Genomic DNA, 22,099 nt, shown 5'->3' on the forward strand with positions numbered 1-22,099 from the left:
TTACAATTGCTTTTCCACTTTTACCCAACGGCCTTTTGTCCTTGAAAGGAAGCTGTTATCATACATGGCCTCGCATTGTACGCCCGGCAGGTAATAACTGCCCGGATAACTGGCATTAAGCAATATCCTGAAGGTTTTACTCTCACGCCCTTTCAATGAAAAATAAAAGTTGGTACGGTCGTCCCGTATATCAATATAATCGGCTTTATTTTCAGCAAAACTGCCAAAATCAGTAAAGCGCGTATTTACAATTTCCCATCCGGAAGGTACAATCTGCGTAAGCGCCACATTATCTACAAACTCGCCTTTGGTATTGGTAACAGTAACTTCGGCAACAAACTCGGTACCCTGGGCAAGGCTACCGGGGTCAATAGTTTTACCTGCCCTGTCTTTAAACACTATGTTGGTTTTTAGCCCCCGTTCAGCGGTTTGTTCCTGCCCTACAGGCAATACGCCACTGTAAACCACTTTTACATACAGGGCGGCATCGTTTTTATTTTGCAATGCTATACTGTTTTTTTCGCCTATTTGCAGTTCCCTGTCGGCAAAAGCCTTTTGGGTCTGTATATTCTGGTTTTTACCCTTATTGGTAAACGATACATTTATACCCTTTTGCCCGTTTATTTTAGCAAATTTGCTAATGCTATACAGGCAGTAAGCCGTTGTCTGGGTACTCATCCACATATCAGACGACATATCTTTAGCCAGTTTTATAGCTTCTTTAAATGCTTTTTCTTTTTGGTTTAATAACAAAAGTGTTTCCAATGCCATGGCACGGTTACGGTCAGCCGAGCCGTAGTAATAGTAACGGTACTGCTGGTTATAATCATCTATAACCGTATTGGCCAGTAACTTTTCGCCAGCCGATTTTTGCCCCGCAAGTGCATAAGCCGCCGCAAGGCGAAGTTTAGACTCATTGCTGATACCGCCCGTTTCGCGCAACCTGTTCATTAACGAAAGGTCTGGTGAGCCCGCCAGCGCCAGTGTATAAAGCCTGTAGGCCTGGGCAAAATCGTTATGGTAATCTGGACTGAAACGCCATTGCCTTGCCTGCCTTTTTTGGTATTGTATCCACTGCTTTTTAGCATTTGGCGGCAACACATACCCTTTTTTCTCTGCTTCTGTATAAAAATGCCCGGCATAACTGGTACCCCAGTCGTCTGCATCTGTTTCGCCCGGCCAGTAAGAAAAGCCCCCATCTGGCAACTGGAAACGCGACAGCCTTTCTATAGCTGCCGTAACATTACGCTGTATGCTTTTTTTGCGGCTTTCATCCACATCAGCTATATCTGCCAGGTACAATTGTGGGAATGCACCGCTTGTAGTTTGTTCTACGCAACCATGCGGATAGCGTATTAAATAATCAAGCCTGCGGTTAAAATCTATTGATGGGAATGAAGATACTTCAACCTTAGCCTTGTTGGTACCCGGCACGCCAAACGATTCCCATGCAATAGTACCGTTGCTGTTGGCCTGCAATACCATTTCTTTGTAGTTTACCGTAACCGGGTTGGGGTTCATAACATCAAGCTCTACCTCATAAGTAGCTTTTTCTGCGCCGGATATGGCTGTAACCGTTACTTTGCCAATACCGGTTGCGCTTCCCGCTTCAAGGTCAAAATAAGCTACTTTTTCATCAGGCCTGCTAAATTTTACATTCGTTTTATCTTCTCCTGCAATGCGAAAACCATTATTAGTTTTTACTGATACCGTTACGTTTTTAACATGGTCTTCCATAGCAAACACCGTTACCGGAAGGGTTACTTTTTCGCCCGGCGATACTTTTCTGGGTAACGAAGCCAGTACCATAAGCGGGCTGCGTACCGGGGTTGTTTTTTCGGCGCTGCCATAGGCATTATCGTTGGTATTGGCGGCCACTACCATAGTGCGTACGGAACCTACATATTTTGGCAGTTTTATTTGGTGTGTTTTGGTTTGCCCTTTGCCCAGCGTATAAGGCCCCATATAAATAACTACCGGCTTAAAACGGTTGGCTTTTTTGGCTTTGCCCCCACCAAGGTCGGCATCGCCACCAATGCTAAAGGCCTGGTTTACCTTGCCGCCATAGGCGCCAATTACCTCATCATATACATCAAATGTTTTTACTCCCAAAGCCTCTTTGGCAAAAAAGCTATCCCAGGCATTAGGGGTTTTAAAACGGGTAAGGTCTAACAGGCCATCATCAACTATAGCCAGCGTATATGTCATAGCCCTGCCCGATTTTTCGCTTACTTTAATACTGGTTTTCTGTTCCGGTTTAAGCACATCGGCCATAGCAATTTGCGGTTGCAACAGGGTTGACTTATCTATTACCTCAATAGGCAATATACCGTAAAGGCGTATGGGCGAATCGTTTTTGGTATTGGCATGGGGCTGCAAAAGGGTTATGTAAATATATACATTGGGCGCCATCTCTGCCGTAACCGGAATTTGCACCTTTGTTTCGCCTTTCTGGGTTTGCGCCCAGTAGGTTTTTACCACGCCACTGCCATTTTCCAGCGAAATTAATGCCCTGCCCCCTGCACTGGACGGGAAGGATATTTCTGCTTTTTCGCCTACGGCATATTTTTGCTTATCCGAAGTAAACATAAGCATCGAGGCTTCTTCCCCTTCACCTTTCCTGTTGTTTGCCGACCAGTATGGATAATCTATCAAAACGGTTTCTCCTGCAGAGTGCCCGCTTTCCTGATCGGTAACCCGAATCAGGTAACGGCCCCAGTCGTTTTCGTCTGCCTTAAAAGTAAATGACCCCTTGCTGCTGCCATTGGTTACCACCGTAGTGGCATAATACGGCGTGGTAGAAGTACCGTAGCTGTACTCTGAAAGATCATCCGGCCCGGAAGACCACCACCAGCGCCAGTCAACCTTATACACCCGTACATCAAGCTTGCGTGATGCTTTGGGCTTGCCCTTATCATCTACCGAAACCACATCAAAGCGGTTGCTTTTTCCGGTTTCCAGCATGCCGTATTTATTACCCTCGGGCACTTTTAACCCCGCATACGCTTTATAAGGAGAGTATGAGGCCGTAACAACATCGGTGCTTACATCACCGCCTTTTTCATAGGCTTTGGTAATAATGGCTACATTAAGCATACCCGGTGCCTGAACTTCCAATTTGGGTTCCAGGGTTACCTGCGCTTTACCGTTATCATCAACCTGGCCAGAGAAGATATTTATTTCCTGCGTGCCAAAATGTTGCGCTACATCATCAAAAACATAATTAGTATATCCCTTAAATGCTGTTTTCTGCTTAAAGAATTTAGCCTGCATTTCTACCTTCAGGTTTTTGGCTATAGCGCCGTGCAGCCAGGTAACCTCAACAGTACCGGTATTTTTTTCTGAAGCATAAAGTGTTTGTCCTGCAAAGCTGTTTTTTATTTTAAGCCTGTTGGGCTTAATAGTTTCTATTTTTATGGATTTATAAAAATGCGCCCCGCCAACGCTTACCATAGCTTCCCAGTTTCCTGTTGGGGCTTCCTGTGCGGTAGGCACTACAAATTTATAATGGTTATTGTCGTTCCTTTTCTGTACTGCATGGTAGGCCATTTTACCTTTGGGGTCGCTAAGAAGCAATTTAACCGGGTGCGATGCCGGCAGCTGAGATAGCTTATCGTTAAGGATAAAACCTATAAACAACGTATCGCCCGGGCGCCATACACCTCTTTCTCCATAAATATAACCCTTAAGGCCTTTTTGCAGTTTGGTGCCGTCAACATCAAAATTACTTACCGATTGCGAATACCCATCGGCTATTTTAATGTATGTTTTGCTCTTACCTTTGCTTACCACGGCAAAATAAGGTTTCTTGTCAGATGAAAGCGTGAGTGTACCCTCGTTATCAGTTTGCCCTTCAATCAATTTCTGTTGTTGATAGTTGTATAAAGCTACATTGGCGCCCGCAACAGGGTTTGTACTTGTAATACTGCTTACGGCAAAGAAAAAGCTGTTGTTCTCCCCTTTTTTCGCTATAACCCCTAAATCACTGGCCAAAACATTGGTTTCTATACTACGGTTGTAGAAAAAGGAGCTACTGCATGGATTATCACGCTCACGCCAGTCATAATCATAAGGGTAGTATCCGTAATCATGATATTCGGTAAAATCATCGTCCTGTTCATAGTCTTCGCCTTCATTTTCATCAGATGTTTTATCTGCATCATCGGCGCCACATTTGTATAGTGAATATGACTTCCGCATAGACATTTGTATGTGATAAATTGCACCGGGTTCCGGCTCAATAATTTTAGATAAGTCTAATGCAAAAGAGTTCCATTTACCGTAATTGGTAAGCTTATTTTTATTGAGAACAATTTTGGTACGCGCCACCGGTAGTGAAACATCACGCATGCTGTAACTGTCGCCAATATTATTATCCTGAAGAAATTGCAACACATTATTTTCAAAAATACGATATACGGTAACATCAACCGCAGCGAGGTTTACCGCCTGGAAGTTGATTTTTAAGTTATTGGAAGACGGCAATATGGTACCGCTCTTTAAAAAGCGTATTTCGGGCTTTAGCTGCTCAAAAGTTACATTTTGAGAATAAGTTTCCTTTGTTTTAAAGCCCTCGGTACTTTCTATACCCTGAAAAACCTCTATCTGGAAACTACCGCTTGGCGCATCAGTAAAAAACACCTTTAGCAGGTTACCTTCTACGGCATATTTTAAATTATCTATACTTTCAACTGCTATAAGCCCGCTAAAATCCTGCCCTTTTTTAACAGGATCAGAAAAATTAATGAGCAGTGTGCTGTTATCGTCATACGCGGTTTCTATACTAACCACCTTAAAATTGTCTTTGCCCGGTATTTCAAATTTCTGGCTGCCTTTGCTTTTTATGTCATAAGGGTTACCATCCCAAGAGATTATAACCTCACTGTTTTGCGGCAGGCGCTGTATGCTGTCTATAATAAAATTAAACATTGTGGCATCTCCAGCCACATTATCAAAACGTATTGGCAGCTGTTTGCCCTGCTGCTCTGCTTTTATCAGCTTTTTGGCAATAGCGGGCTGCAGGTAATCGCTGGCCATAAGGGTGGCGTTAAGGTATTGTACATCGCGGCTGTAAGATTGCAAATCCTGCGTTTGCACCAAAAAATCCTGTTTCAGGGTTTTTACCCTGAAGTTAAAGTCTGCCAGTAGGTTGGGCACACCCGTAAATTTAGAAAGGTGCAGCGTTACCCGATACTCTGTATCCTGCTTAAGTTTTCCTTTTGGTTTAAATGCAATGGTGTTGTTTTCCATATATACCACCTTACCCTCAGCATCAGGAGAAATGCTGTAATAAGCACGGTCCAGTTCCTGCCCCTGCTGCCATCCGGAGACAGGATTGGTAAGTGAAACTTTTATAGGGTCTTTTGTGGAAATGATACCCGAAGAAAAAGCCGTGATATAATCGCGGTAAAGGGTATAATCAGAATCAAATTCTTCGCCCGATTTTGAGCATGAAAACAATAGCAATGCAGACAGGGAGCAGCACAGCAACAGCCGGAAGACTTTCATAATTACGGTTTGGTTTATGGTTAACAGAGAGAAAGGCAGATTGGCCTGTAAATACAACTTACAATATCTTATAAATATTGCACATTGTGAAATAAAATTTGAAGATTTTTTTTAATTTGGTAAAAGGTACTTTGTTTTTATCTGCGCTGTTTAAAAAACTGTTTTACCAAAGCACCGCATTCCCGCTCTAAAACACCCGAAACCACCTGGGTTTTAGGGTGTAGCCTACCGCCCATAACCCGGTAACCCCGGTGGGTATCTGCCGCGCCATACACCACTTTGGGTATCTGGCTCCAGTATAGTGCTCCGGCACACATCTGGCAGGGTTCTAATGTTACGTAAAGTGTACAATCAGTAAGGTATTTACCTCCCAAAAAGTTAGCGGCTGCCGTAATAGCCTGCATTTCGGCATGTGCTGTAACATCAGTAAGCAACTCGGTAAGGTTATGGCTTTTGGCAATAATGCGGTTATTTACTACCACTATGGCGCCCACAGGTATTTCGCCTTTATCAAAAGCATCCTGTGCTTCGGCCAATGCGCGGCGCATAAAATATTCGTCGGTAAAAACAGCTTCCATACGGCAAATATACTATTTCACTGGTTAACTGCGTTATATCTGTACTGCCTAAACCTCCAACGTATGAAAACATATAAAATTTCCATCCCCACGCCCTGTCATGAAGGCTGGGATAACATGGCTCCTGTTGAAAGTGGCCGTTTTTGCCAAAGTTGTGCCAAAAATGTAATAGACTTTTCCGGAATGACAGATGCCGAAGTTAAAAGCTACCTTGAATCGCATAAAGGTGAAAGTATTTGCGGGCGTTTGCATAAAAGTCAGGTTGAAAATATAACCATCCGGATACCACAAGAGGTATTGTTTTCTCAAACAAGGTTTCGAAATATATTCCTGATTGCCCTTCTATTCACCATGGGCACCACGCTTTTAAGCTGTAGTGACGATTTAGGCAATAAACAAAAAATTGAAAATGTAACCCTAGCGGATATTGATACAACCGTTGTGGAAGAAGTTATGGGCGATACTATAATGGAGGAGTTGCCACCGCCGCCGCCTTTAGACAACGAAGGCCATTTTATGGGAGCGGTAGATATTTACCCTTTAGACAGCATACCGGAAACGGAATAATCTCGGCTGTATATTGTAACTTTGCGCTATGCAAAGGTTACTTGATACCCTACACACCCCGGCCGACCTAAAAAAACTAACACCGGAACAGTTGCCCCAACTGGCGGCAGAACTGCGTGCGTTTATTATTGATGTGGTTTCGGTTAAAGAGGGGCACCTGGGCGCCAGCCTAGGCGTAGTAGAGCTTACCATTGCGCTGCATTATGTTTTTGACACCCCAAATGACCTAATGGTTTGGGATGTAGGCCACCAGGCTTACGGGCATAAAATACTTACCGGGCGTAAGGATAAGTTTGACACCAACCGCCAGTGGGGCGGCCTGAGTGGTTTCCCAAAAATTAAAGAAAGCATATATGATGCCTTTGGCACCGGGCACAGCAGCACCTCTATTTCCGCTGCGTTAGGTATGGCGCTGGCCTCTAAAATTAAGGGCGATATAAGCCGCAACCATATTGCTGTTGTTGGCGATGCCAGTATTGCATCGGGTATGGCTTTTGAAGGGCTTAACCATGCCGGGGTTACCGATGCCAACCTGCTGGTAGTGCTTAATGACAACGCTATTGGTATAGACCCGAGCGTAGGCGCATTAAAAAATTACCTTACCCAGGTAAAAGAGGGCAAAAACCCAAGGCAGAACAACATGATTAAAAGCCTGAATTTTGATTATACCGGCCCTGTAAACGGCCACGACCTGCCTGTACTGATAAAAGAATTGCAACGACTTAAAAACAAACCGGGGCCAAAGTTTCTGCATATTGTTACCACAAAAGGCAAAGGCATGAAACAGGCTGAAGAAAACCAAGTAAAATACCACGCACCCGGAAAATTTGATAAAACTACAGGAGAATTATTACCTGCCGACAACAGTAACCTGCCGCCTAAATATCAGGACGTTTTTGGGCTTACTTTAGTTGAATTAGCACAAAATAACCACAAAATAATTGGTATAACCCCCGCTATGCCTTCGGGCAGCTCAATGAAGTTTATGATGGAGGCATTCCCTGAAAGGGCTTTTGATGTGGGTATAGCCGAACAGCATGCGGTAACCCTTGCCGCCGGAATGGCCACACAGGGTATGGTGGTATTTTGTAATATCTATTCCACGTTTTTGCAACGGGCGTATGACCAGGTAATACATGATGTTGCCCTGCAAAACCTGCCCGTTATTTTCTGCCTGGACCGTGCCGGGCTGGTGGGTGAAGACGGTGCAACACATCATGGTGTTTTTGATATTGCCTACCTTAACTGCATACCCAACCTTATTATTTTTGCCCCCTTAAACGAAAAAGAATTACGCAACATACTCTACACGGCACAACTGGGGCTGCCACATCCTATAGCCATACGCTACCCACGCGGCAGGGCACAGCATACGGGCTGGCAAAATGACTTTGACAAAATATCTATAGGAAAAGCCTATCAATTACGGACAGGGGCCAAAGTTGCCATACTTTCTACCGGTACCATAGGAAACAATGTGATAGAAGCACTTAATGGAACCGAAAATGCAGACTTATTTTCTCATTACCATTTTGGTTTTATAAAACCCCTGGATGAAGAATTGTTACATACTATATTAAACTCATATACTGAAATCATTACCCTTGAAGACGGGGCTGTTACGGGCGGATTTAGCTCTGCTATAGCTGCATTTGCTACAAAATATGCTTATAAGCCTGAAATCAGGATTTTAGGCATACCCGATGAATTTATAGAGCAGGGTACCATAGCTGATTTACAACATTATTGCGGTATAGACGTTAAAAGCTTAAAAGATATTTTTTCTGCTTATATAAATTAACGATTTTTGCACAAATTTTATTTAACAATACCCCAATATTGATGAAATTCAGAATTGTCCTTTTAGCTTTAATAACTATATCATTTTCATTAAAAACAAAAGCACAGGTACTTATTACCACTACCCTGCCCGATTCTGTAACCTACTGGGAAAGGACTAATGCCGTTGGGCTTGATATAAGCGAAATTGCTTTTGTAAACTGGAATGTGGGTGGTAATAACTCGGTAACCTTACTTGGTAAAGGTAATTTTGTGCGCAAATACAACAAAAAATCAGTTAACTGGGTAAATGAGTTAATCCTTAAATATGGCTTTACGAGCCAGGAAGGTCAGCAAAGCCGTAAAACTGATGACCAGATACAATTTAATTCCACTTTTGGTTATAAACGTAAAAAAGATACCATTTCGAGCTGGTATTACAGTGCCAAATTTACATTTAATACCCAATTTGCCAACGGGTACAACTACCCAAATAAAGAGGATGAAATTTCTGGCCCTTTTGCACCTGCGTACCTGTTTTTAGGTATTGGTAGCGAATACATCCGTAAAGACCTTGGCCTTACCGCCTATTTTTCTCCTTTAACCGATAAGACCACGTTGGTACTTAACCAGTACCTTGCCGACAAAGGATCGTTTGGTGTAGAGCCGGCCGTGTTAGACGAAGAAGGTAATGTTATTATACCCGGTAAACGCACACGTACCGAATTGGGTATACTGTTAACCAACCAGTTTAAAAAGCAGGTATTTAAAAATATTGTACTGGACCAAAGAATGACACTTTATACTGATTACCTTAATAATTTCGGGAATATAGATGTTGATTTCCAGTTTTCACTTGATATGACAGTAAACCAGTACGTAAAAGCCAATATTGGCGCGCACATGATTTATGATGACGATATTAAAGCCTCTGAAGAAAGAGGTGATGAGGTGGTTACCGTTGGCCCTAAAGTACAGCTAAAGCAAATGCTTGGCGTTGGCCTTAGCTATACGTTTTAATTAGTTAACCTCTTTGCCTTTTATGGTATTATAAAGCAATACTGCATTGCCATCCGTCAGGGTAGAAACAAAGTGGCAAATGTGCAGCAGGCGTTCATACAAATCCATTTTTTTATCAGTAATAAATTTTTCAGGAAGCAGCTGTAAAACCAAGCTGTCATAATTGCCTGCCCTGTTTTCAAATTTGTTATTATAGGCCGTACAAAAAGTATCTAACAAGGTATTTATTATGCGGTACCCCATAACCTCCTTTTCTATTACTTCCCTGCTCCGGTAAATGTTATTGCGGCTTATTTCAAGGATATCATCAATCTGGGCGGTATATTTACTCTGCGATAGTAAGGCGTGGGTATACTTACCTTCAAGTATGCGCTCCTCATTTTCTAAAAATATACGCACGGCGTCGTTAATAAGCGTACTTATGGCCAATGCCCTTAAATACCCAAGGCGATCTTCTTTAGTGGTTAAGCCTTTATACTTTTCTACCTGAACTTTATCTTTTACTAATTTTATAAGATATTCCAAGGCATACTCTTCAGGTATAAGGCCAAGGTTAATACCGTCTTCAAAATCAATAATAGTATAACAAATATCATCTGCAGCTTCTACCAGGTAGGCCAGCGGATGTCGCTCAAAACCTGTATCATCCCCGCTTTTATTATGTATAAGGCCCAGCTCTTTGGCCACAGACACAAAAAATGCTTTATCAGACTGAAAGAAACCGTATTTTTTATCGGCTATATTTGCGGTAGGTTTTTTAGGTAACGACTCCTTAGGATATTTCATAAACGCCCCAAGCGTAGCATAAGAAAGGCGCACACCCCCCTCTATACCTGGCCTTGAGGCTGTAAGCAGGCTAAAGCCGTTGGCATTGCCTTCAAAATCTATAAGGTCCTGCCATTGCTTGGCGGTAAGCTGTTCGCGGTATTGCTGCCCCCTGCCAGTTTTAAAATACTCCCCTATGGCTTTTTCACCACTGTGCCCAAAAGGCGGGTTACCAATATCGTGCGCCAGTGCGGCTGCGGCCACAATAGCACCAAAATCATTGCTTTGATAGCCGTGAATGGTTTGCAGGTGCGGATGCTTTTCTATAATTTGTTTGCCCACAAGCCTGCCGAGCGAACGCCCCACAACCGAAACCTCTAAACTGTGCGTAAGGCGGGTATGTACAAAGTCGGTTTTACTTAGCGGAATAACCTGGGTTTTATCCTGTAGGCTGCGGAATGCCGATGAAAATATGATACGGTCATAATCTACCTCAAAACCAAGGCGGGTATCATCCTGTTCTTTACGTAATCGTTTCCCTATATCTCCCTGTTTTCTTAAACTGAGGAGTTGTTCCCATTGCATCATTATAATTGTAGCTGTTTAGTAATTTTCTACTTAATAAAGCCTTTCTTATCAGCCAGTACAAAATCACGGGATTTCACGGGATATTGTTCATTGCTTTTATCACTGGGATTATTTACTGCCGACTTTATTGTTATTTTATCGCCTTCTTTAAAACTTGTGCTTACTTTTTTATAGTCCAGCATATAGCGTCCGCAAAAGTAATTGCCGTTTTCATCTTTTCCTATTATACCGGTATAAATACCTTTATCGTCTTTAGCCATAAATTTATTATTAATCGTTATTACTGTTTATATCTTGCTCCACTGCATTTTCACGTTGCTTTTTCTCAAAAGCATTTACATCTACCACAAGCGTTTTAGAAAACCTGTCGTGCCAGCCTACAGGCAAAATACCTAAAAAACTAAAAGCCTCAAAAGGTATCTGGCGGCAAAGTGTGCGTATAAATATACTGCCTTCTGCCGGATGGGTTCCATCCTGGTATATCACTTTTGTACCGGTTATGTATTTACCGGGGGTGCGCGCCGTAAGAGACTCAAACAGACCGTAATAAATAATTTGTATTACCAGGGCAAACACATTAAATTTAAGGTTATTATAATCAGACAATTCAAAATTTAAGAAATCTGTACCCATTGCAAGGCCGTCATAGCCATATGCTTTATAAATATAATTACCTGCACCGGCAAGGCCAATTGTAAGGGCAGCACATACAAACCTATCTATAACATAATTTAATAAACGCCTGTTAGCAGGTGCCAAAACATCAGGGGTAATTACTATTATCTTCTCCATTAATACAATATTATGGCGCAAAAGTACCCATTTACACCAACATTTTTAGGGGTTGGTATGTAATTAATGAAATCTTATATGAATTTCAGGAACAGACTTACTGCTCCGTATTAACGCCTATCTGGTCAAATTCATCTTTAAGCATTGCAGCTTCAGCATATTTCTTTCTATCAATTACTACAGTGCCGGAAAGCCTGTCATGCAAAGTTTTCCCAATTTTAAACTCATTAAAATATAAAAAGCCAAAAGGTGTGGGGCGTAGCAAGGTTCGCAACAGCATTGGGGCAAAACCTGGTTCTTTATCATTAACCGTTATAACCTTTGTACCGGTAAAAAACTTGCCAATCGTCTGCTGCCAGAAAAATTCCATTATAAAATAATATAACAGCCAAAAAAACATAAGCCATAACATGCCCTGCCAGGAAGCCACATTATAATAGTGGAAAGGTGATACAGATATATGAAACACACTGTAAATAAAACCTGCAATGATGCCAAAAACAAAATTGACAAAAATAAAGGCAAGGGTATCAATAAGATAATTTAAAACCCTTTTATTGCCCGAAGCTGAAATATCTAAAGTAATATCCAAAAAAACATTAATTATGAGGATAGGCTGACTGATCTGTATTAACTCCTATCTGGTCAAACTCATCTTTAAGCATTGCGGCTTCAGCATATTCTTTTTCCACAACAACATATGTACTGCTTAATGAATCATGCCAACCCCTTGCATTTGAACCTAAAAAAGAAAAGGCGTCAAAAGGAATCATACGGCAAAGGGAGCGTATTATTATCACCCTCCAACCCGGTTTGCTTCCATCTTCCATAACTACCTTCGTGCCGGTTATAAACTTACCCACAGTACGCTGTGTGGTAGCCTCAAAAATGGTATAATATACTACTGAGAACAAGCAACTGTGCGCTAGGTTAGCAATTATGCTGTCTGATATAAAGTATAAAATCCAATCAGCTGCGTAAAATTCATCGTAGATATATCCTAAAACGGAAATAAAACAAAAATCAATGACAAACATTACGATACGATCGATAATATAATTTGCAAGACGTTTTGAGCCGTTTGCATAAAGTTCAGATGTTATTATCATATAATATTGAAATAAGAATACGCCAAAAATAAAAAAAGGAACCAAAAAATGGTTCCTTTTTACAATTATAATATTCAATACGATTTATGATCCGCACATTTCGCAGTCATCGGGTTCGGCATTACGGCTGCGCTCCAGCATGGCCTGAAATTCAGACACTGCTATTTCAGGGGCATGTACTGCTTCTTTTTGTGTTACCGGTTCTGCTTTTTTGTCGTTATTAAGTGTAAATTTAATAGCATCAACAGCGCTTTTGGTCCTTAGGTAATACATACCGGTTTTCAGGCCGCTCTTCCAGGCATAAAAGTGCATAGAAGTAAGCTTGGCAAACGTGGCGCCCTCCATAAACAGGTTAAGCGACTGGCTCTGGTCTATAAAATAACCCCGTTGGCGGCTCATGTCTATAATATCTTTCATGCTCAGTTCCCAAACGGTTTTGTAAAGGTCTTTTATCTCTTGTGGTATACCGTCTATATCCTGTATAGAGCCGTTAGCCCTCATAATTTCCTGTTTCAGTCCATCATTCCATAAACCAAGCTCTACAAGGTCATGCAACAGGTGTTTATTTACTACAATAAATTCACCTGAAAGCACACGGCGTGTATAAATATTAGAGGTATACGGTTCAAATGCTTCGTTATTTCCTAATATTTGAGAGGTACTTGCAGTTGGCATAGGCGCTAACAGTAATGAGTTGCGCACGCCGTGCTCCATAACTTCCTTACGCAGCGAAGCCCAGTCCCAACGGCCACTCAGGTCGCTGTCTTTTAAGCCCCACATGTTGTATTGAAATTCTCCCTGAGATATAGGCGAACCTTCAAAAGTTGAATAAGCGCCTTCTTCCTGCGCAAGTTCCATACTGGCTGTAACGGCTGCAAAATATATGGTTTCAAATATTTCCTGGTTAAGCTGTTTTGCCTCATCACTGGTAAATGGCAGGCGCATTAGTATAAAGGCATCGGCAAGCCCCTGCACACCCAAACCTACCGGACGGTGGCGCATATTGCTGTTTTCTGCCTCTACAACAGGGTAATAGTTCCTGTCTATAACTTTATTAAGGTTACGGGTTATGCGCTTAGTAACAGTATATAGGTATTCATGGTTAAACTTTCCGTCTTCCACAAACATTGGCAGCGATATAGAAGCCAGGTTACATACCGCAACTTCATCTTCGCTGGTGTACTCCATAATTTCGGTACACAGGTTAGAAGAGCGTATGGTACCCAGGTTTTTCTGGTTAGACTTACGGTTGGCCGCATCTTTATAAAGCATATAAGGCGTACCGGTTTCTATCTGGCTTTCCAGTATCTTCTCCCAAAGCTCACGGGCTTTTATGGTTTTACGGCCTTTTCCTGCCGCCTCGTATGATTCATACAATGTTTCAAATTCTTCACCATATACGTCATACAGGCCGGGGCATTCGTTAGGGCACATCAATGTCCACTTACCATCTTCTTCTACACGCTTCATAAACAGGTCGCACATCCACATGGCAAAAAACAAGTCGCGTGCCCGCATTTCTTCTTTTCCATGATTTTTTTTCAGGTCAAGAAAATCAAAAATATCGGCATGCCATGGCTCAAGGTAAATAGCAAAGCTGCCTTTGCGCTTGCCCCCGCCCTGGTCTACATAACGGGCGGTATCATTAAATACCCTTAGCATGGGCACAATACCATTACTGGTGCCGTTTGTACCGCGAATGTAAGAGCCGGTTGCCCTTACATTGTGTATAGAAAGGCCTATACCACCGGCTGACTGTGATATTTTGGCTGTATTTTTAAGGGTGTCATAAATACCGTCTATACTGTCATCTTTCATGGTTAACAGGAAACATGATGACATTTGCGGCTTTGGTGTACCTGCATTAAACAATGTGGGCGTAGCGTGGGTAAAATATTTTTTACTCATCAGCTCATAGGTTTCTATGGCCGACTCAATATCATTAAGGTGAATACCTACTGCCACACGCATAAGCATGTGTTGCGGGCGCTCTACAATTTTTCCGTTTATTTTAAGCAGGTAACTGCGTTCAAGGGTTTTAAAGCCAAAGTAATCGTAGTTAAAATCGCGTGGATATATAATGCTCGAATCCAGTATTTCGGCATTAGCCATTATTGCCTCATACACTTCATCAGATAACAGCGGAGACGCTTTACCGGTACGTGGGTTAACGTAATGGTACATCTCTGCCATGGTTTCGCTAAACGACTTCTTTGTATTTTTATGCAGGTTGCTTACGGCAATACGCGCGGCAAGCAATGCATAATCAGGGTGATTCACCGTCATAGATGCAGCGGTTTCTGCCGCCAGGTTATCCAGCTCAGAAGTAGTAACACCTTCATATAAACCTTCAATAACGCGCATGGCTACTTTTACCGGGTCTACTAAGTCGTTAAGCCCATAGCACAACATCCTTACCCTGTCGGTAATCTTATCAAACATTACCGGCTCTTTTCTTCCGTCTCTTTTTACTACATACATAGGCAATAATTTAAGGTTAAGTTATCCGGGGGAGGGTGTATAATACCCGCCCGGAAGCAATAAATATGTTTATATTTTTTAGCTCTTAAAAATCAGCATCAAAACTGATTTTCTGCGAATCGTTATCTTTGTTGATGACACCTGCTTTTTGGTATTCTGATACCCTTTTTTCAAAAAAGTTTGTCTTGCCCTGCAGCGATATCATATCCATAAAGTCAAAAGGATTTCCTACATTATACTGCCTTTCGCAGCCCAGCTCTACCAAAAGCCTGTCGGTAACAAACTCCAGGTATTGCGTCATCAGCGTGGCATTCATACCTATAAGGCTTACCGGAAGTGACTCGGTAATAAATTCACGCTCAATTTCAAGCGCATCTATCAGAATTTCCTTAATACGGTCTTTAGATACTTTGTTTACCAAATGGTGGTTATGCAGGTGTACGGCAAAATCGCAATGCACACCTTCATCCCTTGATATCAGCTCATTAGAGAAAGTAAGCCCCGGCATCAGGCCGCGCTTCTTTAGCCAGAAAATAGAGCAAAATGCCCCTGAAAAGAAAATACCCTCAACTGCTGCAAAGGCAATCAGCCTCTCGGCAAAAGAGTCGCTCTCTATCCATTTAAGCGCCCATTCGGCTTTCTTTTTTATCGCCGGAAAAACCTCCAGTGCATTAAACAGCTTGTCTTTTTCGGCATCATCTTTTACGTAGGTATCAATAAGCAGCGAATAGGTTTCGCTGTGTATATTCTCCATCATGATCTGGAATCCGTAAAAGAATTTTGCTTCGGGATACTGCACCTCGTTTACAAAGTTTTCAGCAAGGTTTTCGTTCACAATACCGTCTGAAGCGGCAAAAAAAGCAAGTATATGTTTTATAAAGTATTTCTCTTCATCATTAAGCTTATTATTCCAGTCAGTAAGATCCTGGTGTAGGTCAATTTCTTCCGCCGTCCAGAAACTAGCCTCCATTTTTTTGTACCAATCCCATATATCGTGGTGTTTTATAGGGAAAATTACAAAACGGTTTTTATTTTCTTGTAAAATGGGTTCTGTTGCAGACATAGTAAATTGACTTTTATCCTATTAAGATTTTATATTTTGATGAAAAGGTGGACTACAAAGATTGTCATTTACATCAATAAAAGAAAGCCCTATTTATTCACAATCTGCATTAGTTTTTAACAACGCAGTAAGTTTCGTTAAAATTTCGTTGAATTATTAAGTGACTGATTATCAATAAATAATACTGATTTAAATAACAGATAAATCACCTGTAGCACCTATAAACAAAGGACATTACATTGATTTTTATACAATTGTTGAATACGGTATTTTAAAAAGGATGGAGGTGCCTGTTATTTTAGTTCGCTGGCTACTTTTTCAAGCTCGTCATACCAGTCCTGCCCAAAGCGGCGTATGAGTGCTTCGCGCACAAATTTATACACCGGCACTTCCAGTTCTTTACCCAAAGTGCAGGCATCGCTACAAATATCCCACCGGTCATAGTTAACAGCAGCAAATTCAGAAAAATCTTTTATCCGTATAGGGTATAAGTGGCAGGAAACAGGTTTTTTCCAGTCAATCAACCCCTGGTTATACGCCTGCTCTATACCGCAAAGTGCGGTTTTGCCATCAAAAATAACATAAGCACAGTCTTTACCCTCAATAAGCGGGGTTTCAAGACCGCCATCCCAACCGGTTACCCAGGCACCCTGCTCCTCAATAGCTTTTATACCCTGCGGGCGTAAAAACGGTTTTACTTTAGGATATATCTCCTCCAGTATCTTTGTTTCTGCCTCATCAAGCGGTGCGCCGGCGTCTCCGTCTATACAACAGGCGCCATGGCAGGCCGAAAGATTACAAACAAAATCCTTTTCCAGTATATCTTCTGATACTATTGTTTTTCCCAGTTGAAACATGTGGCAAATATAAGTAAACTTCGCATAACTTTATGGTAGGTTAAATCCTGTAAAAAACAAGGCTATTTTTCTTGTAATGAGGAATTTTATGGATAATTTTGCTCCCTCCTTAAAAAACCGGGGTTATGGCATTTAACTGGAAAGAGATTTTTACGGTAAGCATGGTGCTTTTTGCTGTTATAGATATTATTGGCAGCGTGCCTATTATTGTGGACTTACGCAATAAGGTGGGCCACATACAAAGCGAAAAAGCATCGGTAGTTGCCATGATAATTATGATTGCCTTTTTGTTTGTGGGTGACGAAATACTAAAACTTATTGGTGTTGATACCAGTTCTTTTGCCGTAGCCGGATCTTTTGTGCTGTTTTTTCTGGCACTGGAAATGATTTTGGGCATACGCCTGTATAAGGATGATAACCCCAGCACGGCAAGCATTGTACCCATTGCATTTCCGCTTATTGCCGGGGCCGGAACTATGACTACACTTCTTTCGCTACGTGCAGCTTATGCAACGGTAAATATTATTATAGCCATTATTATTAATATTGCGGTAGTATACCTGGTGCTTAAATCTTCTTCTAAAATAGAAAAGCTACTGGGCGCCAACGGCCTCGGGGTTATCCGAAAAGTATTTGGGGTAATATTGCTTGCTATTGCCGTAAAATTATTTGCAGCAAATGTAAAACTATTGTTTGCCTGATTTAATTTTGTAAATTTACAACGTCTTAACTAATTACCTTTTAAAGACATATACACATAATGAAGATTTTTATTTATATCCTTATGGGGCTTGCCCTAACCCTTATTGTATTTAATGCCATACAAATGGACTTCAGCAATATTTCCAGCAGCAACAATGTGATTTCGCTTATATGCATTGCTGCCTCGCTTTGCGCCCTTTGCATATTGCTTATATTAAATACTGCCAAAAAGATTAACGAAAAAACCGGAAAATAACCCATGTTTGATGTATTAATAATAGGCGGGGGCGTTGCCGGCGTTTCCTGTGCACTGGTATTAGGCTCTGCGCTAAACAAGCCTTATACTGAAGGCAAAAAAGTAGGCATATTAACCCACCAAAAGGCATCTGACCTGCAAAACGGCCTCTATAACAATGCTTATGGCATTGCACCTGGAACTACAGGACAGGAACTTATGCATAATACCCTGCAACACCTTGCTTCTCTATATCCTGAAGTAACACAGATAGAAAAAGAGAAGGTAATGAAAGTGGAAGGCAATGCCGGAAATTTTACCGTAACAACCAATAAGAGCGCTTATCAGGCCAAAATAGTGGTAGTAGCTATAGGCTATGCCCCGGCTTTTGGTATAGAAGGGCTTGAGCAATACCTTGAGCCACATAAAAAAGCTATACCGTCAAAAAACAGGGTGCAGCTTAAAAATAACGACCATTTAGTAACCGAAGGCCTGTATGTGGCCGGCACACTTGCCGGGCAACGCAGCCAGCTTTCTATAGCGGCAGGCAGTGGGGCATCGGTAGCTACTGATATACTGACATTATGGAATGAAGGCACACCGAGCCAGCACCATGATAAAGTAGTGTAACTACACCGGGCATTATAGTGTATTAAATATATACCGTAAGCCCTGGTTATAAAACAAAAAGAGCCTGAAAAATTCAGGCTCTTTTTGTTTTTATGTAAATTATCAGCTTCCTGCTTTTTCCAGCACTGCCTTCATCATATTATCCTGTAAGAGCAGCAGCCTGTAATATTCTTTTTCGCCTATAAGCTGCCTTACAAATTCTGCAGCAAGGTATTGCTTTACCATCTCTTTGTGGTCTTTAAGTTTAAAGTCCATTCCCTGTTGCAATAAATAGGTATCAAACAGGTTAAAATAGTCATCTGTCGCGGTTATTTTTTTTACTATCTGCTGTTCGGTAAGTTTATTAAAAGCATTGCGTTCGCTATCCAGCTGGCCAAAAACAAAATGGCTTACCACACCACTTTTCATAATGAGTATAATGCCCTCATCACCATGCTTGCCTGCAAGCGGCACAAACACATCAGGAATAATACCGCCACCGCCATAAACCACGCGCTTGTTTCGGGTATAATACTTTAAGGTATCGGCTATTTTAATGCTGTCAGCCGCATATAATTCGCCGTTTTCAAACCTGCGTTGAAAATCGTTAAAATAGGCATCGCCCCCTTTGGCATAGCTGCGCTGTATAGAGCGGCCGGAAGGGGTATAGTAACGGGCTACGGTGAGCCGCACCGCGCTGCCATCGCCCAACTTCATTTCGCGCTGCACCAGCCCTTTGCCAAAAGAGCGGCGTCCCACAATAGTGGCGCGGTCATTATCCTGCAGCGCGCCCGCCAGTATCTCGCTTGCCGAAGCACTATTTTCATTAATCAGCACATATAGCTTACCTTGTTCAAAAATACCCTTATCGGTAGCATCGGTTTCGTCTACACGGCCTTTTTTATTTTTTGTCTTTACAATCACCATCCCGTCTTCCAGAAATTCATCTGCCATTTCCACGGCTTTTTCAAGATAGCCGCCACCATTATCGCGAAGGTCTACTACTATGCTTTTGGCGCCACTATTTATCAAACTTTGTAACGCCTCATGAAATTCGTCATAAGTAGTTTCGGCAAAACGGTTTACTTTTATGTAGCCTGTATTTTTATTAGCCATTACATAAGCATCTACACTTTTTTTAGGCACCATGCCCCGTTCTACGTTTACTGTAAATTTTTTATTTTCGCTCTTACGGAAAACAGTCAGTGTTACTTTAGAGCCTTCCTCACCTTTTAGCTTACTGAATAAGGTATCTAAAGGCAGATCGCGACCGTAAAGTTTATAATTATCGGCAAATAATATACGGTCTCCTGCTTTAATACCTACTTTATCACTTGGTCCGCCGGGTACGGGTTTTATTACTGCCACCGTATCTTTAAACATATAAAAGTTGACCCCTATGCCGCCAAATTCGCCACGCATGTCTTCGGCTACTTCCTGCATCTGGCTTTTATCAATATAAACCGAATGCGGATCGAGTTTTTCCAGTATGCTGGTTACGGTAAGGTCAACAATAGAATCGGTATCTACATCATCTACATACTCGCTGTCAATAAAATCGATAAGCTTATTGAGCTTGTTTTTACCCGAGCCGGATACAAGCCCCCCCTGATAAGTTGGGTAATTTAGGAAACTCCCCATTAAAAGGCCTATGGCAAGTGCGGTAGCCAGGAGTATAGGCAGGTATATTTTTTTTATTTTCATTTATAAATATTCCAGGTCCGGAACGCAAACTACCTCTACACCGGCTTTTTTTAAAAACGCCACACCAGAATCGTCTTTATAAGCATTTTGGTATACCACCCTTTTAATGCCCGACTGATGTATAAGCTTACTACAGTCTTTACACGGCGACATGGTAATGTACAGGGTAGCGCCTTCGCAGGATTGTGTTGAACGGGCAACTTTTAATATAGCATTGGCCTCGGCATGCAATACATACCATTTGGTGAGACCCTCGTTATCTTCACAACAATTTTCAAAACCAGATGGTGTGCCGTTATAACCATCAGATATTATCATCCTGTCTTTAACAATAATTGCGCCAACCTGTTTACGCTTGCAGTAAGAAAGCTGTCCCCACTCGCGCGCTATGCGCAGGTAAGCCTTGTCGTATTTATTCAGTTTTAATGTATTGTCTTTATCCATTTCAAAATAACCCCCGGCCTGTGCGTCAATTTATTACAAAAACCGGGATATAAAGTTAATATCTTACCAAAATTTATGGCTAATAAGTAAGGGCAGCACTACACCCGCCACAAAAGCACTGGTAACCAGCACCCAGTCACGGCGGCTTAACCTGGTAAAACGTTCTACCCCAAAAGACAGGAGCAACACTATTATTATAATAATAATCTGCGCTGCCTCTACTCCCCCGGCAAAACCCAAAAGCGGCATCAGTTTATCTTCGTGTTGGGGTGTAAGGTCTATCTTTATAAAGTTATAAAAGCCCATACCATGTATTAGGCCAAACAAAAGCGTGGTAATAGCTATAAACGAATTTCCGTTATTTTTTGTTGCCTTGGTGGCCTGCTTAAATATATTATATAATGCCGTTACCATTATGGTAAGCGGTATTAAAAACTCTACAGCCTCAAAATTCAGGTTTAAAATACCATATACACCCAATACCAGCATCATAGTGTGCCCAAGGGTAAAAAGTGTAACCAGCAGTACCAGTGTTTTCCAGTCTTTAAACGTATAGGGAACTGCCAGCATGGCAAGAAAAAGCAAATGGTCATACCCCGACAAATCCAGTACATGACGCAGGCCAATATCAAAATAAAACCAAAATTCAGACATAGCTGGTATAACGTTAATATAAAAGGTAAAATTAAGGTAATTTATCAAACAAAAGAAAATTAGCAGCAATTGAAACTATTCTTAATAAAAAATATTCAATAAATTATTTTAGTCATAAAATTATAGAATATATTTGCCCCAAAATAGAATTATCATTTTATCATGTCGATTTCAGATTTGTTTGACAGTGGTTTTAAGGAAAGAAACCAAGGGCATTTTGCATCAATAGTGCGTGTAGCCATAGAAGATGGCGATATTAGCCACGAAGAAAAAGCATTTTTAGATAAGCTTGCCAAAAGGCTTGAAATTTCTGACCAGGACTATAAAGAAATTTTAGCCAATCCGTTTAAATACCCTATAAACCCCCCACACCTTTATGTGCAAAGGCTGGAACGTTTATATGACCTTAGCTACATGGTATATGCAGACCATATACTGGGGCCGAAACAAAAAGAAATACTGGGCCGTTTTGCCCTTGCCCTGGGCTTTACCCCAGGCAACGTAAAATATATTGTAGACAAAGCACTCTCATTATTAGTGCTTAATGTAGACAGCGAAACATTTGTGTACGAAATGCAACACATGAACAAGTAATCAGGTAACCTGTAAAAGAGCCTGCCCAAAAAACTTAGAAAAATTTACAA

Annotated in this window: 20 protein-coding genes; 7 read left to right on the plus strand and 13 right to left on the minus strand. The window is 41.5% G+C overall.

Annotation, left to right across the window (positions count from 1 at the left end):
* On the minus strand, positions 1-5,508 hold the full coding sequence (locus ABS766_RS09240) for an alpha-2-macroglobulin family protein (RefSeq protein ID WP_408084857.1): 5,508 nt from the start codon (positions 5,506-5,508) through the stop codon (positions 1-3).
* A 137-nt stretch (positions 5,509-5,645) separates the two neighbouring features.
* Positions 5,646-6,086, minus strand: coding sequence for a nucleoside deaminase (locus ABS766_RS09245; protein WP_408084858.1), 441 nt, complete (start codon positions 6,084-6,086; stop codon positions 5,646-5,648).
* A 63-nt stretch (positions 6,087-6,149) separates the two neighbouring features.
* Here ABS766_RS09245 and ABS766_RS09250 point away from each other — a divergent pair, with 63 nt between their 5' ends.
* Genes ABS766_RS09250 through ABS766_RS09260 form a run of 3 tightly spaced genes read left to right on the plus strand, consistent with a single transcriptional unit; the run spans position 6,150 to position 9,452 of the window.
* Positions 6,150-6,653, plus strand: coding sequence for a hypothetical protein (locus tag ABS766_RS09250; protein ID WP_408084859.1), 504 nt, complete (start codon positions 6,150-6,152; stop codon positions 6,651-6,653).
* 28 nt (positions 6,654-6,681) lie between these two features.
* The gene (locus tag ABS766_RS09255; protein WP_408084860.1) at positions 6,682-8,454 is read left to right on the plus strand and encodes a 1-deoxy-D-xylulose-5-phosphate synthase; all 1,773 of its coding nucleotides are present in this window, start codon (positions 6,682-6,684) and stop codon (positions 8,452-8,454) included.
* A gap of 41 nt (positions 8,455-8,495) precedes the next feature.
* Positions 8,496-9,452 (plus strand): DUF3078 domain-containing protein, encoded by a 957-nt coding sequence (locus ABS766_RS09260; protein ID WP_408084861.1) that lies wholly within the window; start codon positions 8,496-8,498, stop codon positions 9,450-9,452.
* Here ABS766_RS09260 and ABS766_RS09265 read toward each other — a convergent pair whose 3' ends face one another.
* The 8 genes from ABS766_RS09265 to ABS766_RS09300 all read right to left on the minus strand — a co-directional run bounded on the left by ABS766_RS09265 (position 9,453) and on the right by ABS766_RS09300 (position 17,107).
* Positions 9,453-10,802 (minus strand): deoxyguanosinetriphosphate triphosphohydrolase, encoded by a 1,350-nt coding sequence (locus tag ABS766_RS09265; protein WP_408084954.1) that lies wholly within the window; start codon positions 10,800-10,802, stop codon positions 9,453-9,455.
* A gap of 29 nt (positions 10,803-10,831) precedes the next feature.
* On the minus strand, positions 10,832-11,065 hold the full coding sequence (locus ABS766_RS09270; RefSeq protein ID WP_408084862.1) for a hypothetical protein: 234 nt from the start codon (positions 11,063-11,065) through the stop codon (positions 10,832-10,834).
* A gap of 10 nt (positions 11,066-11,075) precedes the next feature.
* Positions 11,076-11,597: an RDD family protein gene (locus tag ABS766_RS09275; RefSeq protein ID WP_408084863.1), complete on the minus strand. Its 522-nt coding sequence runs from the start codon at positions 11,595-11,597 to the stop codon at positions 11,076-11,078.
* Positions 11,598-11,694: 97 nt separating this feature from the next.
* Entirely contained in the window at positions 11,695-12,189 is a 495-nt protein-coding gene (locus tag ABS766_RS09280) for an RDD family protein (protein ID WP_408084864.1), read from the minus strand.
* Positions 12,190-12,196: 7 nt separating this feature from the next.
* Positions 12,197-12,706 (minus strand): RDD family protein, encoded by a 510-nt coding sequence (locus tag ABS766_RS09285; RefSeq protein WP_408084865.1) that lies wholly within the window; start codon positions 12,704-12,706, stop codon positions 12,197-12,199.
* Positions 12,707-12,790: 84 nt separating this feature from the next.
* The gene (locus ABS766_RS09290; protein WP_408084866.1) at positions 12,791-15,187 is read right to left on the minus strand and encodes a ribonucleoside-diphosphate reductase subunit alpha; all 2,397 of its coding nucleotides are present in this window, start codon (positions 15,185-15,187) and stop codon (positions 12,791-12,793) included.
* Positions 15,188-15,272: 85 nt separating this feature from the next.
* Positions 15,273-16,250, minus strand: a complete 978-nt coding sequence (locus ABS766_RS09295) for a ribonucleotide-diphosphate reductase subunit beta (RefSeq protein ID WP_408084867.1) — start codon at positions 16,248-16,250, stop codon at positions 15,273-15,275.
* Between the two features lie 293 nt (positions 16,251-16,543).
* Positions 16,544-17,107, minus strand: a complete 564-nt coding sequence (locus ABS766_RS09300; RefSeq protein ID WP_408084868.1) for a DUF3109 family protein — start codon at positions 17,105-17,107, stop codon at positions 16,544-16,546.
* 125 nt (positions 17,108-17,232) lie between these two features.
* Here ABS766_RS09300 and ABS766_RS09305 point away from each other — a divergent pair, with 125 nt between their 5' ends.
* From ABS766_RS09305 to ABS766_RS09315, 3 genes are read left to right on the plus strand one after another with little or no spacing between them, the layout of a single operon-like run.
* Positions 17,233-17,808 carry a MarC family protein gene (locus ABS766_RS09305; RefSeq protein ID WP_408084869.1) on the plus strand — a complete coding sequence of 192 codons (576 nt, stop codon included), beginning with the start codon at positions 17,233-17,235 and terminating at the stop codon, positions 17,806-17,808.
* Positions 17,809-17,867: 59 nt separating this feature from the next.
* Complete coding sequence (locus ABS766_RS09310; RefSeq protein WP_408084870.1) at positions 17,868-18,065, plus strand: hypothetical protein; 198 nt, start codon at positions 17,868-17,870, stop codon at positions 18,063-18,065.
* A 3-nt stretch (positions 18,066-18,068) separates the two neighbouring features.
* Positions 18,069-18,674: an FAD-dependent oxidoreductase gene (locus ABS766_RS09315; protein ID WP_408084871.1), complete on the plus strand. Its 606-nt coding sequence runs from the start codon at positions 18,069-18,071 to the stop codon at positions 18,672-18,674.
* A gap of 102 nt (positions 18,675-18,776) precedes the next feature.
* Here the strand turns inward: ABS766_RS09315 and ABS766_RS09320 are convergent, their stop codons facing one another.
* The 3 genes from ABS766_RS09320 to ABS766_RS09330 all read right to left on the minus strand — a co-directional run bounded on the left by ABS766_RS09320 (position 18,777) and on the right by ABS766_RS09330 (position 21,455).
* On the minus strand, positions 18,777-20,357 hold the full coding sequence (locus ABS766_RS09320; protein ID WP_408084872.1) for a S41 family peptidase: 1,581 nt from the start codon (positions 20,355-20,357) through the stop codon (positions 18,777-18,779).
* The gene (locus tag ABS766_RS09325; RefSeq protein ID WP_408084873.1) at positions 20,358-20,801 is read right to left on the minus strand and encodes a deoxycytidylate deaminase; all 444 of its coding nucleotides are present in this window, start codon (positions 20,799-20,801) and stop codon (positions 20,358-20,360) included.
* A gap of 63 nt (positions 20,802-20,864) precedes the next feature.
* On the minus strand, positions 20,865-21,455 hold the full coding sequence (locus tag ABS766_RS09330; protein WP_408084874.1) for a HupE/UreJ family protein: 591 nt from the start codon (positions 21,453-21,455) through the stop codon (positions 20,865-20,867).
* Between the two features lie 162 nt (positions 21,456-21,617).
* Between ABS766_RS09330 and ABS766_RS09335 the strand changes: the two genes are divergently transcribed.
* Entirely contained in the window at positions 21,618-22,049 is a 432-nt protein-coding gene (locus ABS766_RS09335) for a tellurite resistance TerB family protein (RefSeq protein ID WP_408084875.1), read from the plus strand.
* Positions 22,050-22,099: the final 50 nt, after the last annotated feature.

It is taken from the genome of Flavobacterium rhizosphaerae, from assembly GCF_046000445.1.
Taxonomy (GTDB): Bacteria; Bacteroidota; Bacteroidia; order Flavobacteriales; family Flavobacteriaceae; genus Flavobacterium; species Flavobacterium rhizosphaerae.

What these genes read in the sequence shown, in the direction of transcription:
- ABS766_RS09255 (WP_408084860.1), top strand. Translation starts at nt 6,682, where the DNA reads ATGCAAAGGTTACTTGATACCCTACACACCCCGGCCGACCTAAAAAAA.
- ABS766_RS09325 (WP_408084873.1), bottom strand. Translation starts at nt 20,801, where the DNA reads ATGGATAAAGACAATACATTAAAACTGAATAAATACGACAAGGCTTAC.
- ABS766_RS09245 (WP_408084858.1), bottom strand. Translation starts at nt 6,086, where the DNA reads ATGGAAGCTGTTTTTACCGACGAATATTTTATGCGCCGCGCATTGGCC.
- ABS766_RS09300 (WP_408084868.1), bottom strand. Translation starts at nt 17,107, where the DNA reads ATGTTTCAACTGGGAAAAACAATAGTATCAGAAGATATACTGGAAAAG.
- ABS766_RS09335 (WP_408084875.1), top strand. Translation starts at nt 21,618, where the DNA reads ATGTCGATTTCAGATTTGTTTGACAGTGGTTTTAAGGAAAGAAACCAA.
- ABS766_RS09265 (WP_408084954.1), bottom strand. Translation starts at nt 10,802, where the DNA reads ATGCAATGGGAACAACTCCTCAGTTTAAGAAAACAGGGAGATATAGGG.
- ABS766_RS09285 (WP_408084865.1), bottom strand. Translation starts at nt 12,706, where the DNA reads ATGATAATAACATCTGAACTTTATGCAAACGGCTCAAAACGTCTTGCA.
- ABS766_RS09330 (WP_408084874.1), bottom strand. Translation starts at nt 21,455, where the DNA reads ATGTCTGAATTTTGGTTTTATTTTGATATTGGCCTGCGTCATGTACTG.
- ABS766_RS09305 (WP_408084869.1), top strand. Translation starts at nt 17,233, where the DNA reads ATGGCATTTAACTGGAAAGAGATTTTTACGGTAAGCATGGTGCTTTTT.
- ABS766_RS09310 (WP_408084870.1), top strand. Translation starts at nt 17,868, where the DNA reads ATGAAGATTTTTATTTATATCCTTATGGGGCTTGCCCTAACCCTTATT.
- ABS766_RS09250 (WP_408084859.1), top strand. Translation starts at nt 6,150, where the DNA reads ATGAAAACATATAAAATTTCCATCCCCACGCCCTGTCATGAAGGCTGG.
- ABS766_RS09315 (WP_408084871.1), top strand. Translation starts at nt 18,069, where the DNA reads ATGTTTGATGTATTAATAATAGGCGGGGGCGTTGCCGGCGTTTCCTGT.
- ABS766_RS09290 (WP_408084866.1), bottom strand. Translation starts at nt 15,187, where the DNA reads ATGTATGTAGTAAAAAGAGACGGAAGAAAAGAGCCGGTAATGTTTGAT.
- ABS766_RS09295 (WP_408084867.1), bottom strand. Translation starts at nt 16,250, where the DNA reads ATGTCTGCAACAGAACCCATTTTACAAGAAAATAAAAACCGTTTTGTA.
- ABS766_RS09275 (WP_408084863.1), bottom strand. Translation starts at nt 11,597, where the DNA reads ATGGAGAAGATAATAGTAATTACCCCTGATGTTTTGGCACCTGCTAAC.
- ABS766_RS09320 (WP_408084872.1), bottom strand. Translation starts at nt 20,357, where the DNA reads ATGAAAATAAAAAAAATATACCTGCCTATACTCCTGGCTACCGCACTT.
- ABS766_RS09270 (WP_408084862.1), bottom strand. Translation starts at nt 11,065, where the DNA reads ATGGCTAAAGACGATAAAGGTATTTATACCGGTATAATAGGAAAAGAT.
- ABS766_RS09260 (WP_408084861.1), top strand. Translation starts at nt 8,496, where the DNA reads ATGAAATTCAGAATTGTCCTTTTAGCTTTAATAACTATATCATTTTCA.
- ABS766_RS09240 (WP_408084857.1), bottom strand. Translation starts at nt 5,508, where the DNA reads ATGAAAGTCTTCCGGCTGTTGCTGTGCTGCTCCCTGTCTGCATTGCTA.